Raw genomic sequence first — 14,249 nt, forward strand, 5'->3', positions numbered from 1 at the left:
AACGCCGCCCGCAGACGGCCTACTTCAAGTGCGTCCACCCATCCAACATGTTCCTGATCAGCCGCAACGAACAGACCTAACGAAGCACTACTAGGCGTATATCTGCACCACAGAGCAGTCGAGTGCACCCGTTACATGTCGGCCATCATAGAATGCGAGAAAGATGACATCTGTACAGTCAGGGAGCAGGCAGCCCTCGCCTAGGAGGTCGGGATGCGCGTCTCACGTCAGCAAGCCGCAGTCAACCGTGAGCGCGTATTGGACGTTGCCTCCGCTCTCTTCCGCGTGAATGGCTTCAACGGTGTGTCCATCGCCGACATCATGAGAACTTCTGGGCTGACGCACGGCGGCTTTTACGGCCAGTTCGACTCGAAGGAAGCGCTCATCGAGGAGTCCTGCTCGCGCGGGGTGCAGAACAGTATCGCCGAGGTCCAGCGAGAACCGACCTCGCCCACCGGCCCGACCGCTTCCGGATCTCTCGGCGATGTTCTTGACGACTACGTGTCGGCCTCGCACCGTGACAACCCGCAGAGCCGGTGCACGGTCGCAGCACTTGCCAATGACGCGGGCCGTGCACCGACAGAACTGCAAAGTATCTTCGCCTCGGGCGTCACCGGAATGGCACGGGCACTGGGCGCGGCCAGCAGTCGGGCCTCGGGTGAGGATGAGGCCGCCCCGGACTACTTTCTCCTGGCCGGGATGGTCGGCGCCATCGTTCTCTCCCGCGCTGTGCGTGATGCGGATCCTGCCCTTTCGGATCGCATCCTGAAGGACACCAGGTATGGACTGGTAGCAGCCGACAGCCGGTGATCCTCACGCATCCGCGAGGATCAGGAGACGGAACGAACCGCGGCGATGATCACCTCTGCCACCTCGCCGGACCGCGAGACGGCGATCGAGTGCGAGCCGCCCTCGACCTCGGTGACCGTCGCCCCGATGTTCTTGGCAGTGGCCCGCTGATAGTCCGGGTTGATGGCGTGATCGGCACCGGCCACCAGCCACCAACTCGGTAGACGCTTCCAGGCCGGCTCCACCGACAGCGGCTCCCCCAACGCCAGGCCTGAAGCCGGTCGCTGGTTGGTAGCACCGGCCGCGGCCTCCTCGTCGGTGACGTCGGCAGCGAAAACGGAACGGTACTTCTGCACGTCGATGGTCAGCTCGGGCACCTCGCTGCCCGGATAGGACCACGGCCGCAGGGCGCTGATCAGCTCAGGTTCCGGGTAGCCCTCGGTAGCCGTCTGGGCGCTCTGCCCCTTGTCGAGCCCGAAGGCGGCGACGAAGACGAGTCCCTTGACGTTGTCGGCCTTGCTGCCGGCGTACGTGATGACCGGGCCGCCGTAGCTGTGCCCGACGAGTACGACATCGCCCTTCGTCTGAGCGACGACGCTCGCTACGTACTCACCGTCAGCGGTCAGTCCGCGCAGTGGGTTGGGGACCGCTCGCGCAGTGATACCGGCTTCGCGGAGGTGGGCGATGACCTTGTTCCAGCTGGAGCCATCGGCGAAGGCACCATGGACGAGCAGGACGGTGGCAGACATGACGGGGTTTCCTTTCAGGAGGACTGCGAATCGGTAAGACCCGCAGGGCTTGGGGGTGCGACGCGCGCTGCGCGGCTCGACGTTCGCAGTGTGGCCGCCAGCGCTGTGATGGCGAGTGCGGCAAGGACGACGCAGAAGCCGATGGCCGTGTGTTCGAGGCCCTCGCGCGTCGTTACTACGCCGGCGACAACTACCGGGACCGAGAAGGCTGTATAGGCGACCAGGTAGATCGCGGAGACCAGGGCTCCGCGGTGTTCCGGATCAGCGAGGGTCACGAGGCTGCGCAGGGCTCCGAGGTAGCCGACTCCGAATCCCACCCCCGCGATCACCGTGCTCGCGTAGAAGAGCGGAGAGTTTCCGATGCCGAGCGCCACAGCGGTAAGGCCCGGGCCCACGGCGAGCGTGGTGCAGCCGACGATGATGCAGTTGCGGGCGGAGGACGACCTCATGACCGCTGTCGCCACCGCCCCTGTGCCGCACAGCATCGCCGGCACGGCTCCGCCCAGAAGGTGGTTGGTGCTGTGGTTCAGTTCGTGCGCCAGTGACGGTCCCAGGGACAGGTAGAGACCTCCCAGTGCCAGTGTCGCGACCAGGCACGGTGCCGCCGCCAGAAACGCAGGCACAAGCGCTTTGGGGACGGCGATGCTGCTCCACAGCTGCGGCCGCCTCTTCGCCGTCACGGTCTCGTCGACGAAGAGGATCACGGCGACCAGGAGCACTACGGCCGCGGTCAGTACGACGATGTACACCAGGCGCTGGGGATGGGGCGCGTATTCGACGAGTGCCCCGGACCCCAGTGCTCCCGCGCCGAGTCCGGCCGTCGACATGAGGGCGTTGGTCAGCGCAGCGAGTCCTGTCCGGCCGGGCGGCTGCAGGTCGAGAAGGGCAGCCGAGACGGCCGCGCTGACCAGTCCCGTTGCCAGGCCCTGGGCGATGCGGGCGACCACGAGCCAGGTGACGCTGTCCGCGGTGATGAACCAGAGCATGCCGGTTGCCTGGAGCAGCAGGGCGGCGATGATCACGGGTTTACGGCCGATGGCGTCGGAGAGTGTGCCGAATGCGAGCAGTGCGAAGAGCAGTGCGACCGCGTAGATCGCGAACACGACGGTCAGCGTGATCGACGAGAAGTGCCAGTCGGCCGCGTAGACCCCGTAGAGCGGAGTGGGCGCGCTGGCGGCGGTGAGCGTGAGGGCCAGGACCGAGGTGACGATCCAGAATCCTCGTTTGCCCGTGCCGGATGTTTCTGCGGCGTGGCGGGGAGCGGTGTGAACGGCGGCGGGGTTCGTCATCAGTCGGCGGCCTTCAGCCGTCCCAGGGCGTCGCCGAGATCGAGCTCGGTGGCACCACGTGTCTGGAAGCCCTGCTTGAACAGCTCAGCCGCCCGCTGTTGCACTTCGTCACTGCGGACGAGCTGCTGGAACAGTGCGGCGTCCGCCCGGACGTCGGCAGGGGAGGGAAGGCTGATGGCGTTGATGGCCGACTTGGCCGCGATCAGCGCATCTCGCGGGAATCCGCTGATGCGTACCGCGACGCTCGTCACGAACTCGTCGAGTTCGGCGTCGGGGACGGCCCGGTTGACCCAGCCGTAGCGTTCGGCGACTTCAGCGTCGAAGTCGGCCGATGTGAGGACCGCTTCCATCGCCCGGCCCCGGCCCAGGAGCCGGGTCAGGTGCTGGATGGCCCCCGCGCCCGGAGGGGCGCCGATGCCGACTTCCGGCTGCCCGAGGACGGCGTGTTCCTTGGAGGCGAAGCGCATGTCGCAGGCCAGCAGGAATTCACTTCCTGCTCCCCGGGCGCGTCCCCGGAGCTTGGCGATGCTGACGGCGGGCAGCTGGCTCAGCTTGCGAAAGAGCATGCCCAGAGAAGCGTCGCCTGGCCCACCGGCCTTGGCGGCCTCCGCCGTGTACTCGGCAACCTTCGTCATGTCGACATGCGGAAAGAAGAAGTCGTCGTCCGCGCTGTCGAACACCACTACCCGAGGTGCGTCCGGCTGGGAGAGCTCCTGGAGCAACCCCACCAGATCACGCACGAGTTCGGGACCGATGAGGTTGATCGGCGGTGCGTGGAAGGTCGCGTACAGGACGTGGCCGTCCCGGCGTGTGCGGATGGTTTCATACGAGGCGGTCATGGTGTACTCCCTGTCTGCGCTCCGGGCGGACGAGTCCGCCGTCCGACGGCTGTCACAGCTGCTGCTCCTTGAGCCACAGCAGGACGAACTCCGCGATCTCCTTCCAGCCGCTGTCCACCGTCAGGGCGTGGCCGCGGTTGTCGAACTGCTTGAAGTCGGTGACCGCACTGGAGCGCCGGTACTGCTTGTACGTCGCCCGCGTGGTCACGTCCGGCACAGTGTGGTCCTCGGTACCGGAGATCAGAAGCAGGGGACCGCGAGAGGCGTTGGCGGTGTCGACCTTCGCCTGGGACCGGGGATTGAAGTTGGCCGTTGCCGCCTGGAAGACAGGCTTGGCCGGACCGGGGACGGCCCACTTGTCGTAGAGGTCGTCGGATTCCTGCTGCGGCAGGGCGTTTCCGAAGCCGTAGCGGAACGCCTCCCGGCTCAGGGACACCGCCTTGTTCAGGTTCGCGGGGTTGCCCATGGCCGGCAGTGCTGAGCGGATCTGGGCCAGGGGCAGCGGCAGTACGCCCTTCATCTGCGCGGGGTCGATTGCCACCGCTGCTCTGCCCAGGGACTCCCCCAGGAGTTTCTGTGCGATCAGGCCGCCGAAGGAGTGACCGATGATGATGGGGTCCTGCTGGAGGTTACCGATCACTTCCCGGAAGTGATCAGTGGCTGCTGTGATGCTGGTTCCGGCCACGAGTTCAGGGTTGCGCCTGGCTTCGGCCACGCTGTCGGGCTCGTTGGGCCAGCCGGGTGCCAGAGGCTCGTAGCCCTCGGCGCGGAACAGGTCGAGCCATGGTGTCCAGCTGGAGGCATGCAGCCACAGTCCGTGGATGAAGACGACAGGAACAGGAGGCACAGTCATTTTTTGTCCTTCTTGCGAATATCGAGGGGCCGTGGCGGTCACCGGTGGCAGCGCTGGCGCCGGCGCGCGGGAACGAAAGGCTGAGGGTTCGGTGGGCCTAGACGCCAACCGTGTTCAGCGACACGTGAACGGAGCGAATGGCACTGGCGCCTTCGCCCACGGCCGCTGCCACACGCTTCATGGAGCCGGACCGTACGTCGCCGGTTGCGAACACGCGCGGCAGGCTGGTTTCGAAGGGCAGCGGACGGCGGCCCAGTTCGCCCCACTGCCTACCGAGCATGTCGTCGCCAAGGGAGACGTCCGTGAGCAGGAATCCGTCTTCGTCCACGGCCGCTCCCTTGAGCCAGTCCGTCGCGGGGCTGGCTCCGATGAAGCAGAACAAGCCCAGACACTCGATTTCCGTGCCGGTGTCGCCCTCGACCGCGTTGCTGCGTACGGTGATTGCCTTCAGTCGGTCGCCCCCGTGCAGCTGCGTCACTTCCGTAGAGGTGCGCACGGTGATCGCCGGATGAGCGGTGATGCGGTCGGCCAGGTAGGACGACATGCCCGCGGTCAGGTCCCCGCCTCGGACCACCAGGTTCACGGTGCTTCCGCGGCCCGCCAGGTACAGGGCAGCCTGCCCTGCTGAATTGGCCCCGCCCACCACCGCCACGGGGTTGTCCCCGCAGGCGCGTGCTTCCAGCTCCGTGGCGGCGTAGAAGATGCCCGCGCCTTCGAAATCGTTCCACCGTGCCAGCGGCAGTGAGCGGTAACTGGCGCCTGTGGCGATGACCACCGCGCGGCTGTCGATCTCTCTGCCGTCTTTCAGCATCACCTGGAGGATGTCTCCGTCGGCCTTCAGCTCGGCGACTTCGCAGGGGCTGGCGATCCGGGCCCCGAATTTCTGGGCCTGTACCGCCGCACGGCCGGTGAGGTCCGCGCCGCTGATACCGGAGGTGAATCCGAGGTAGTTCTCGATCCTCGAACTCGCTGCGGCCTGACCGCCGGCGGCCACCGAGTCCAGGACCACCGTCTGCAGTCCTTCCGAGGCACCGTACACAGCCGCGGCCAGCCCGGCCGGCCCGGCGCCGATGACAACGAGGTCCAGGGTCCTGCCCTCAACGTGCTGGTAGGACAGGCCGAGGTGTTCGGCCAAGAGGGACGGGGTCGCGTGGCGCAGTACCGTCGTTGCAGTGATCACCACGGGCAGCTCGTCAGTCGACGTGCCGACTGCGTGCATCAGGCTTTCCCCGGCCGGAGTGCCGGCGACGACCCAGGTATGCGGCTGCCGCTGACGTGCTGCGTAGGTGCGCAGGGCCATCGCCGTCGCCGACGGGTCGTGGCCGACGATGACGATGCTGCGAGCGGCGGCGTTGGAGCGCAGGTTCTCCCGCCTCGCCAGGAGCGCCTTCAGCACCACGTCGGAGAGGTCCGGATTTTCGTCCATGAGCCGTCGAAAGGATGCCGGTCCAACGCGGTAGACCACGCCCGGCGCAGAGACGCGAGCATTGAGGTACGTCGTCTGACCTGTCAGAAGATTGAGCTCACCGCTGAACTGGCCCGCTCCGTAGCTGGCAACGACCACCTCCTCCTCACTGGAACCCGGCGGTCGCAAGATCTCGATCCCGCCGGACTCCACGAGGATCATGTCCCCGACAGCTTCACCGGCTTCGAAGAGGGTGTCACCGGCCTCGGTCACCTGCTGGATTCCGTAGGTTTTCAGCGCGGACCAGTCAGTCTCGCTGAAGATTGGTGCTGCGTCGCTCGGCTGCGGAGTCGACATTGTTCGCGTCCTCTGTTCACGCCGCGCACACGGCGGCTTCCGGTCGGGTCGGACGGGCTTGCTGCTTCTCTGGCGGCGGGGAGCGTCCTTGTCCGTACGGCCACTCGTCACATGGGGAAGGCGGTCAGGATCGTCGCGGCGCGCACCCCTTCCCGTCGTGGCCGGCTGTGGGATGCCGCTGGACTGCACCCCTGTGCGAACTACCGACACCGACCTGGAATACGCGGCGAACAGCGGCCGGGCTCCACCTCATAACCTGAGTGCCAAGAATCCAGGCTTTCGCGGAAACGTCAGTTTTCCCCTCGCGTGGAATCGCTTCCAAACGAGCGGCCCGGCTGTGGTTCCCGGCCCCTCGTACTCCGAGCAGCATGCATAAGGCCGGAAATCCCTGGGCCGCACCAGAGGCCCGGGGCGGTCCAGCACCGGGCGCTTCGCCCTTTCCCACGCGGAGGCACTCCGGATCCCCAGCATCACGAAACGCCGGCACTCACCGTGCGCTCCGTCGCGCCTACTGAGAAGGAGCCCGCGTCGGCGTCATCCCAACCCGCGATCTCGGTCGGTGCTGACGGCCGACTCTCATGACCTGCTGACTCCTAGCGCACAACCTAACAGGCTGAGTCTGAAACGGCAATCCAGCACACTCCTTCGCGGCACCGCCACACCGCACCGCCACACCGGCAGAACCACGTCGGCCTGACACCGGAACACCGTCAAGCAATCGGGAACTTCTGTCGTGCGGGCAACCGGACACTCTGACCGGATTCCCTTCTTTACGACAGCCTCCGCCGACAAAGTAAAGCCCCCTCCGGCAATTAACCCGGTAGAGCGATTTCCCGGCTCCCCTGCCGACCGACAGCATTCTCGGCACACATTCAGTTGCCGGTTCGCCAGCAGTTTCTCCACGCGGAGATCCGCCGAGAGCATGAATCCGGGCCATACAATTCCAGCCCGGCAGGCCGTATATTTAAGAAAAGGATCCGAGTTCCCGGCGACAAACGCCGGAGTGAGCCCATCAGAACACCGGAAGCCAAGCCGTCAGAAGCAGGCCAACCCAGCGCCATCGGACGGTGACCAGCGGGTCCCCGCCGGGCGCCTGTCCGGCGCTCGGACGCCCGGACGCCCGGGCGTTCCCGTGGGGCCCGGCCGGTCAAATCATCTTCGTCGTCGCCAGGACGCTCCCCCACGGACCGTTCAGGCGTATGCGTGAGCCACGCCACCAAGAACGGGTGACAGGCGCCCGATGCCCCGCTCCCCCGCTTCTCGATAAGCCCGCGGAAACCTTATTCATGTCGCTCATCATCTAACGCGGCCCGGAATGGCACTTCTGGATCCGTACTCACGACTCAGGTACCATTCCCGGTATGGCACTTTCATGGATGCATGACTCCAGCTGCTCCGTCACCAGGAGCTTGGGAGTTCTGGGCGAGAATTGGACATTGCTCATCCTTCGGGAGGCCCTCACCGGCACGACGCGCTTTGCAGACTTCCGGTCGGCCCTGGGTGTGGCTGCGGACGTTCTGAGCCGTCGGCTCACGACGCTTGTGGAGTACGGGGTCATGTACCGCGAGCCCTATCAGGAGCCCGGCAGCCGCACCCGCTACGCGTACCACCTGACCGACGCCGGCCGGGAGCTGGAAGTAGTGCTCGGTGCACTGCAGCAGTGGGGCGACCGCCACCTTCCCTGGTCGGACGGGCCCACCATCGAGCGCAGGGCGCAGCGCACCCAGCGGCCTGTCCACGTCGCGTTCGTGGACGATCATGGCTACGAAGTGCCGTGGGTGGATGTCGCCACCGTCCGCACACCTGCCTACCCCTCGGAAGAGCCGACTGAGGAGTCCGGCGGAGCAGCGAACTGAAGGGCGACCGAGCCGTCGATACGGCCGTGACGTTGCTGCAGCAGGCCGCTGAGGCGCCTCGGGATCGCAGTCAGGACGGGGTCAGAGCGAGGCACCCGGGACGGGCAGTTCGAACCACACCGTCTTGCCGCGGCCGCTGGGCGAATTTCCCCATGCTGATGCGAGAGCGGAGACGATGACCAGCCCCCGGCCGCCCTCGGCCTGGTCTTCTTCTCGCGGGACGGTGACGGTCCGAGCCAGCTGGGGATCGCTGTCGCGCACTTCCACCCGCACGTGCTCGGGATACCTGCGCACGTAGACGTACACGTCGCTGTCGCCGTGAACAAGACCGTTGGTGACGACCTCTGACACCAACAGCTCTTCCTCGTCCGCCATGTCAGGCAGACCCCACTCCTCCAGCCATCCGCGGATCAGGTGGCGCGTGCGCTGGGCGCCGTGCAGATCACGCTTTTGGATCTTCAACTGCCGCACGTTCTCCCGTGCTTCAGCCGAGGGCCCCTCGTAGTAGACCAGCATGAGAGCCGCATCATCGGTATGACTGGCGTGCAGGGCTTCAAAATCGCCGATCAGGCCGTCGCCCAGGGCTTCGAGGTGGCCGCCGCCACGGAAGGCATCCTGCAGGACCTGGGGGTCGAGGACACTGCCGAAGTCGACCAGGCCGTCGGTGTAGAAGGCGAGCAGAGTCCCCGGCTGGAGCCGCAGCTCCGTCGTCTCGAAGAGCGCCTCGGCCTCGACTCCGAGCGGAAGCCCGATGTCAAGGTCGGACGACACGAGCGTGCCTGTCACGGTGCACACCGCGGGCACCGGATGGCCGGCGGTGGCCACCTGCAGAACTCCGGTATCAGGGTCCAAGAGCGCGCAGCAACAGGTCGCGTAGAGATCGGTGTCCAGGTCGACCAGCACCTGGTTGGCCCGTTCCAAGACCTTGCCGGGCTCGTGCTCCTCGGCGGCGTAGGCCCTCACGGCGCTGCGCAGTTGCCCCATGACAACTGCGGCCGAGGTGTTGTGACCCTCCACATCACCGATGACGAGGGCGATCTTGCCGTTGTGGAGGGCGATCAGGTCGTACCAGTCCCCGCCCAGCTCGATTCCGCTGGTCGCCGACGCGTATCTGCTGGTGGCGACCACCCCGGCCGGCTGGGCCAGCATCCGTGGGAGAAGTGCTTGCTGCAGCCCTTCCGCCAGGGCGTGCTGGGCTTCGTTGACGCGAGCGCGTTCGAGCCCCTGTGCGACGATCGTCGCCAGAGCCGTCAGGGTTGCTTCCTCGGCGATGATGTCGGAGCGCCCGCTGGCGAAGGCCACCGACAATGTGCCCGTGGACTGCCGTCCGTCGGACAGGGGCAGGACGGCCCAGATGCATCCACCGTCCGGTTGTGTCTTCGCCAAGCGTCCACGAGTACGCGGGTCTGTCGGATCGTAGAGTCTTTGCCGCGAGCGTGTGATCGCTTCAGCCTCTGGGGATGTGCCGCCCAGCGAGGCTCCGTCCAACGTGCGCAGGTATTCCCCGGCGCAGCCCGCGGCTCCGACCAGGTGGAGGCGCTCGCCGTCGATGAAGGCGAGCGCAACGGCCTGTGCGCCGAAGCCTTCTACGGCCCGTTCGATCGTCCAGTCGATGACGTCCCGGGTCAGAGGCGCGTCTGCAAGTTGGATCGCCAGTTTGTGGAGGTGGTAGATCAGAGGAGCGGTGGAGGCAGTGATGTGTTCGGCGCCTGCCTCCATGTCTTCGACAGCTCCTACCAAGGGCACCGCCGGAGGCGCCAGTGCAGTCCCTTCGCGAGCCAGTCTGTCCAGATGTGCTGCAAGATCCGCGGCAGCTTCGGTCAGCCGTTCCAGCTCCTCCGGATGCGTCTCGCTGTGCGCCCGCAGCCAAAAGGCTGTGATCGTTCCGAGGGGACGGCCCGATGACAGCAAGGGGGCCGCGGAAGCCTGATAGGGAAAGGGAGCGAACACAGACAGCAGAGGGTGACCCGCCATGATCGCTGCCGAATGCGACGTTGCCGCCTTGCCGCTGTGCCATGCCCGGGCTGATGGATAGACCTCGTCGTCAACAAAGACCTTCTCGATGGAACCGACGCCGAGCGGAGTGACGGCCACCGCAGCCGCGCGAAGTTCGGCGGTACCGGGCACGGGCAGGAATACCGTCACTGCCGCGGCGTCCAGTTCGTATGCCAAGCGTCTGCTGGCGGCCAGCAGAAGTTCGTCACGTGTGCCAGGCCCTGAGGCCGGGTCATGCCGAGGGGGGTCTGAGAGCTCCACTGGCACCGCCGCCCGACCTCTGTCGTTCCGCTCCGCGCTCTGGTCTCCAGCGTACTGCCGCCCTGCCTCCTGCCGCGGGACGGCCGCCCGAGCCCCCGTCAATGGTCGGCTCCGAATAGGAATGCCCGAAGCCCATCTGAGTTGGCAATGTGAATCCAGGCGGCTTAGGCTGAGGAGCGAGCAGCACGCCCACCCTTCACGAGGACACACGGCAGTCCCCGACAGGATCCCGCAGAGCGCGCGGCAGCACGCCCAGGCTCCCCACACCGCACGAAGGGCTTGATACCGCAATGAGTTCGTGGCGAGACCTTGAGGCATGCCTGACCCGACGGCTCGCTGAAGCCTCGGACGGGGAACGCTCAGTGTTCTGCGCCGGTGTGAGTGAGCGGCTGATGCGCGGTCACGAGTCCCTCGCTCCGCAGGCAGGGAATTCCTTCACCCTGGGACTGCGCCCCTTGCTTGACTCGGTGTGGACGGCGAGTCTCGGTGACACTCGCGCCTTCGATGCCGTCAAGCGCGGGCTCGGGGCCTTCTATCTGAGCGACTACTGCCACAGCGCCGGCACCGACGGTCCGGACGACGCGTCCGAGCCTGCCGCTTCAGCAGCACTGAACGCGGCAAGGGCACATCTGCACGGCTGCGTGGACTTCGCGGTGTTCGCGAGCGGGGCGGCCCTTGAGGAGCGGGCACGGGCCCTGAAGATCCACGACAGGCCCCTCCGGGTGAGCATGGAAAGCTTCAGGGCATCGCAGCTCAACCGCCAGCTCAGCGACCTGGACCGCATCAGCCGCTGGGGAGCGGAGTTGCGACATGCAAGCTTCGGACTCACTGCGTCCACGACGGTCCGGCTGCGCCAGGAGCTGCAAGGGCCGCTCTCTGCCGAATAGCCGACTGCGACGGCAGGGTGATCGACTGCACTCGCCGCCTACGCCTCTCGCCTCGCGGTCACCGCGCCGTACGCATCACGAGCCGTGCGTGCGACGACCCATCGCCGCCCCGTCCGGCACTCCAGCACGGGCCGCGGATGGAGGCGCGACCGGCCGTCCGGCGCACACGAAGCTTGCCCGACCCACCTCACTCAAGCTAACTTGTTAGTTACACCTCAGATGGTCCGTGAGAATGAGCCGTTTCTGGTGCGGCACACACCACCGGTCGTGAAGCGCCGCCCATCCCCCTTTCTAGACATGCACCGCGTCCTCACGATGGGGTCCTTGCTCTGCGCAAGGCGCCGCACCTGGACCAGGACCGCTCGCGTCAGAGCGCGAGTGGCGGATTGCCGTGCAAGGAGCTGACGCACATGCCCACCTCTGCCGGACTACGAGTCAACCAAGCCGCCGGCCGATGGGTGCTGTTCACCACGTCGCTCGGCCTGACGATGGCGTTGCTGGATTCCACGGCGGTCAATGTTGCGCTGCCCCACATCGGTGAGGACTTCGGAGCCGGCCTCGCACAGCTGCAATGGACGGCCAACGCCTACATGCTGACATTGGCAGCCCTCATACTCCTCGGCGGATCCCTGGGCGACCGCTTCGGCCGCAGACGCATCTTCGTGGTGGGGATGACGTGGTTCGCCCTGGCGTCTCTTCTGTGCGGGCTGGCACCGGGCTCGGAAACTCTGATCACTGCGCGGGCGCTGCAGGGCGTTGGCGGTGCACTTCTGACACCAGGATCGCTGGCGATCATCCAGTCCAGCTTTCACCCCGAGGACCGGGCGCGCGCCGTGGGCTTGTGGTCCGGCCTGGGTGGGGTAGGCGCCGCAGTGGGCCCGTTCCTCGGAGGATGGCTGGTGGACGGTCCCGGCTGGCGCTGGGTCTTCCTGGTGAACCTGCCCATCGCCGCGATCGGCATCCCTGTCGCCCTTCGGCATGTCCCTGAGAGCAAAGCGGCCCTGGACCGGCACCGGTTCGACATCGCCGGCGCCTTCCTCGGGGCCCTCGCTCTCGGCCTGCTCACCTACGCCCTCATCGAAACCGACTGGCTCACCGGGATCCTCGGAGTCCTTGCGGCCACCTGGTTCATCCGCGCAGAGCGCCGCCACGAGGCCCCGATGCTTCCCCTGGCACTGTTCCGGTCGCGCCAGTTCACCGTGATCAACGGCGTGACGCTCCTCGTATACGCGGCGTTCGGCGGGTTCTTCTTCCTCGCCACTCTGCAACTTCAGATTGCGGCACGCTACTCAGCGCTGGCGGCGGGGGCCGCGATGCTGCCGACCACGCTCCTGATGCTGCTGCTGTCAGGCCGAGCTGGTTCCCTGGGCGAGAGAATCGGCCCCCGGCTCCCTCTGACGGCAGGATCGCTTCTGTCTGCCTGCGGGATGCTGCTGATGATGCGCGCCGGGGCCAACACGGACTATGTGTCACACGTCCTGCCCGCCCTTCTGGTTCTGGGTACGGGCATGGTGATGCTCGTCGCTCCCCTGACGGCCACGGTGCTGGCTTCGGTTGATACATCGCGGGCCGGTATCGCCAGCGGCGTCAACAATGCGACTGCCCGCGCAGCTGGACTCATCGCCGTGGCAGCACTTCCCCTGCTCACCGGCATGCAGGCAGACAGCTACCAATCCGCGGAGACCTTCGCCGCCACCTTCGACCAGGCGATGCTGTGGTGCGCCGGCCTGCTCGTCGCAGCAGCCATGATCTCCTACACCCAGTTGCGGCAGGGCGAAGCCGGTGCGCCCGCGGCTCCCGCGCCCGACTCGCGCGTGCACTGCGCGATCACAGCACCTCCGCTCGACCCGGGCCCCGCCGGCATCAGGCCGGCAGGCACGGCGACATGAGCGCTGTCGCGAGATGCACCTCATGTTGACCGATGGTCCGCGCCACAGCAGTGCCCGCCCTCCTTGCACCGAGCGCAGGTCCGGTGCAGGGAGGGCGTTGCACGAGGGCGAGGACGAACGAAGTGGTCATGCTGCACAGCCAAGAGCGCAGACCGACAAGCCCTGACGCCCCGTCCGTCGCCGCCGCACAGGCCTTTCCCCCTCAAGGAGAGCAGTTCACGTCCGGGCAGACGCCCTGCGACGGCACCTTCGCGTCACTGACGGCGCCTTCGCGTCGCTTTCGGAGTGCAGGGAACCTCCCCCAGGCTGACTTGCCAATCGCCACCCAGCAGGCAGGTGGATGCAACCCTCGGACCCCCACGTCCGGGGCCGCGAGGGGCCCATCCCATGACTCGCCGCCCGGAGGCCCAGGATGGCGCCACCCCCGCACCGAGGCGGCTCTAACCCGAATGCACACTTCAAATCTCAATGTCGCACCGCCCACCACGCCGCCGGAGGCACTGCCGACCCGAGGTTCGCGACGGGTGCAGCAACCGTGCCCGTGACACCAAGCAGCAGCATGCTGGGTTGCCATTACAATCCCAGTGGTCTAAGTTGTTTCAACAGACTCAGGTTGCCTAAGCGGATCCTGGGCAATGCGGAGAAAGGGTCAACATGATCGTCGTCGGCAATTCGGACTGGCGCGGGGCTTTCAGGGATGGCGAGGGAAGCATCTCGACGACCACCGACACCCTGCAGTCGCCCTACACGTTCGCGAGCCGCTTCGAGGGCGCGCCGGGAGCGATCCCTGAGGAACTCCTTGCTGCCGGCCACGCTGGTTGTTTCAACCACGCTCTGGCCAACATCTCGAATCAGAACGGCCTCACCGTCGAGTCTGTTCACACATCTGTCGAGGTCACCATGGGCACAGACGACCATGGACCGGCCATCACCGGCATCCACGTGATCACGGAAGCCACGATTCCCGGGGCCACCGAGGAGAAGTTCCGGGAGATGGCCGAAGGGGCCCGTGCGTGGTGCTCGTTCTCCAAGGCCATCGCAGCCCCCATCACCCTGACGGCAACGTTCTCCAAGTGAGCC

At 66.5% G+C, this 14,249-nt stretch carries 11 protein-coding genes; 5 read left to right on the forward strand and 6 right to left on the reverse strand.

Annotated elements, in window-relative coordinates; translation table 11 throughout:
• Positions 1 to 213: 213 nt before the first annotated feature.
• Positions 214 to 810 carry a TetR/AcrR family transcriptional regulator gene (locus ACFWGJ_RS05880; RefSeq protein WP_387321333.1) on the forward strand — a complete coding sequence of 199 codons (597 nt, stop codon included), beginning with the start codon at positions 214 to 216 and terminating at the stop codon, positions 808 to 810.
• A 20-nt stretch (positions 811 to 830) separates the two neighbouring features.
• Here ACFWGJ_RS05880 and ACFWGJ_RS05885 read toward each other — a convergent pair whose 3' ends face one another.
• The 5 genes from ACFWGJ_RS05885 to ACFWGJ_RS05905 all read right to left on the reverse strand — a co-directional run bounded on the left by ACFWGJ_RS05885 (position 831) and on the right by ACFWGJ_RS05905 (position 6,281).
• Positions 831 to 1,538, reverse strand: a complete 708-nt coding sequence (locus ACFWGJ_RS05885) for an alpha/beta fold hydrolase (protein ID WP_387321334.1) — start codon at positions 1,536 to 1,538, stop codon at positions 831 to 833.
• Between the two features lie 14 nt (positions 1,539 to 1,552).
• Positions 1,553 to 2,827, reverse strand: coding sequence for an MFS transporter (locus ACFWGJ_RS05890; protein WP_387321335.1), 1,275 nt, complete (start codon positions 2,825 to 2,827; stop codon positions 1,553 to 1,555).
• Complete coding sequence (locus ACFWGJ_RS05895) at positions 2,827 to 3,666, reverse strand: enoyl-CoA hydratase/isomerase family protein (protein WP_387321336.1); 840 nt, start codon at positions 3,664 to 3,666, stop codon at positions 2,827 to 2,829. The genes ACFWGJ_RS05890 and ACFWGJ_RS05895 overlap by 1 nt, the downstream gene beginning before the upstream one ends.
• A 52-nt stretch (positions 3,667 to 3,718) precedes the next feature.
• Positions 3,719 to 4,519 (reverse strand): alpha/beta hydrolase, encoded by an 801-nt coding sequence (locus ACFWGJ_RS05900; protein WP_387321337.1) that lies wholly within the window; start codon positions 4,517 to 4,519, stop codon positions 3,719 to 3,721.
• Positions 4,520 to 4,616: 97 nt separating this feature from the next.
• A complete protein-coding gene (locus ACFWGJ_RS05905) occupies positions 4,617 to 6,281 on the reverse strand; it encodes an FAD-dependent oxidoreductase (RefSeq protein ID WP_387321338.1) in 1,665 nt (554 codons plus the stop codon).
• 1,361 nt (positions 6,282 to 7,642) lie between these two features.
• Here ACFWGJ_RS05905 and ACFWGJ_RS05910 point away from each other — a divergent pair.
• On the forward strand, positions 7,643 to 8,137 hold the full coding sequence (locus ACFWGJ_RS05910) for a winged helix-turn-helix transcriptional regulator (RefSeq protein WP_387321339.1): 495 nt from the start codon (positions 7,643 to 7,645) through the stop codon (positions 8,135 to 8,137).
• A gap of 81 nt (positions 8,138 to 8,218) precedes the next feature.
• Here ACFWGJ_RS05910 and ACFWGJ_RS05915 read toward each other — a convergent pair whose 3' ends face one another.
• Positions 8,219 to 10,309 (reverse strand): SpoIIE family protein phosphatase, encoded by a 2,091-nt coding sequence (locus tag ACFWGJ_RS05915; protein ID WP_387321340.1) that lies wholly within the window; start codon positions 10,307 to 10,309, stop codon positions 8,219 to 8,221.
• Between the two features lie 461 nt (positions 10,310 to 10,770).
• Here ACFWGJ_RS05915 and ACFWGJ_RS05920 point away from each other — a divergent pair, with 461 nt between their 5' ends.
• The 3 genes from ACFWGJ_RS05920 (at position 10,771) to ACFWGJ_RS05930 (ending at position 14,246) form a co-directional block, all read left to right on the forward strand.
• A complete protein-coding gene (locus tag ACFWGJ_RS05920) occupies positions 10,771 to 11,280 on the forward strand; it encodes a hypothetical protein (protein WP_387321341.1) in 510 nt (169 codons plus the stop codon).
• A 410-nt stretch (positions 11,281 to 11,690) separates the two neighbouring features.
• Complete coding sequence (locus ACFWGJ_RS05925; RefSeq protein ID WP_387321342.1) at positions 11,691 to 13,169, forward strand: MFS transporter; 1,479 nt, start codon at positions 11,691 to 11,693, stop codon at positions 13,167 to 13,169.
• Positions 13,170 to 13,823: 654 nt separating this feature from the next.
• Positions 13,824 to 14,246, forward strand: coding sequence for an OsmC family peroxiredoxin (locus ACFWGJ_RS05930; RefSeq protein ID WP_387321343.1), 423 nt, complete (start codon positions 13,824 to 13,826; stop codon positions 14,244 to 14,246).
• Positions 14,247 to 14,249 lie beyond the last annotated feature (3 nt).

It is taken from the genome of Streptomyces sp. NPDC060205, from assembly GCF_042728395.1.
Classification (GTDB): Bacteria; Actinomycetota; Actinomycetes; order Streptomycetales; family Streptomycetaceae; genus Streptomyces.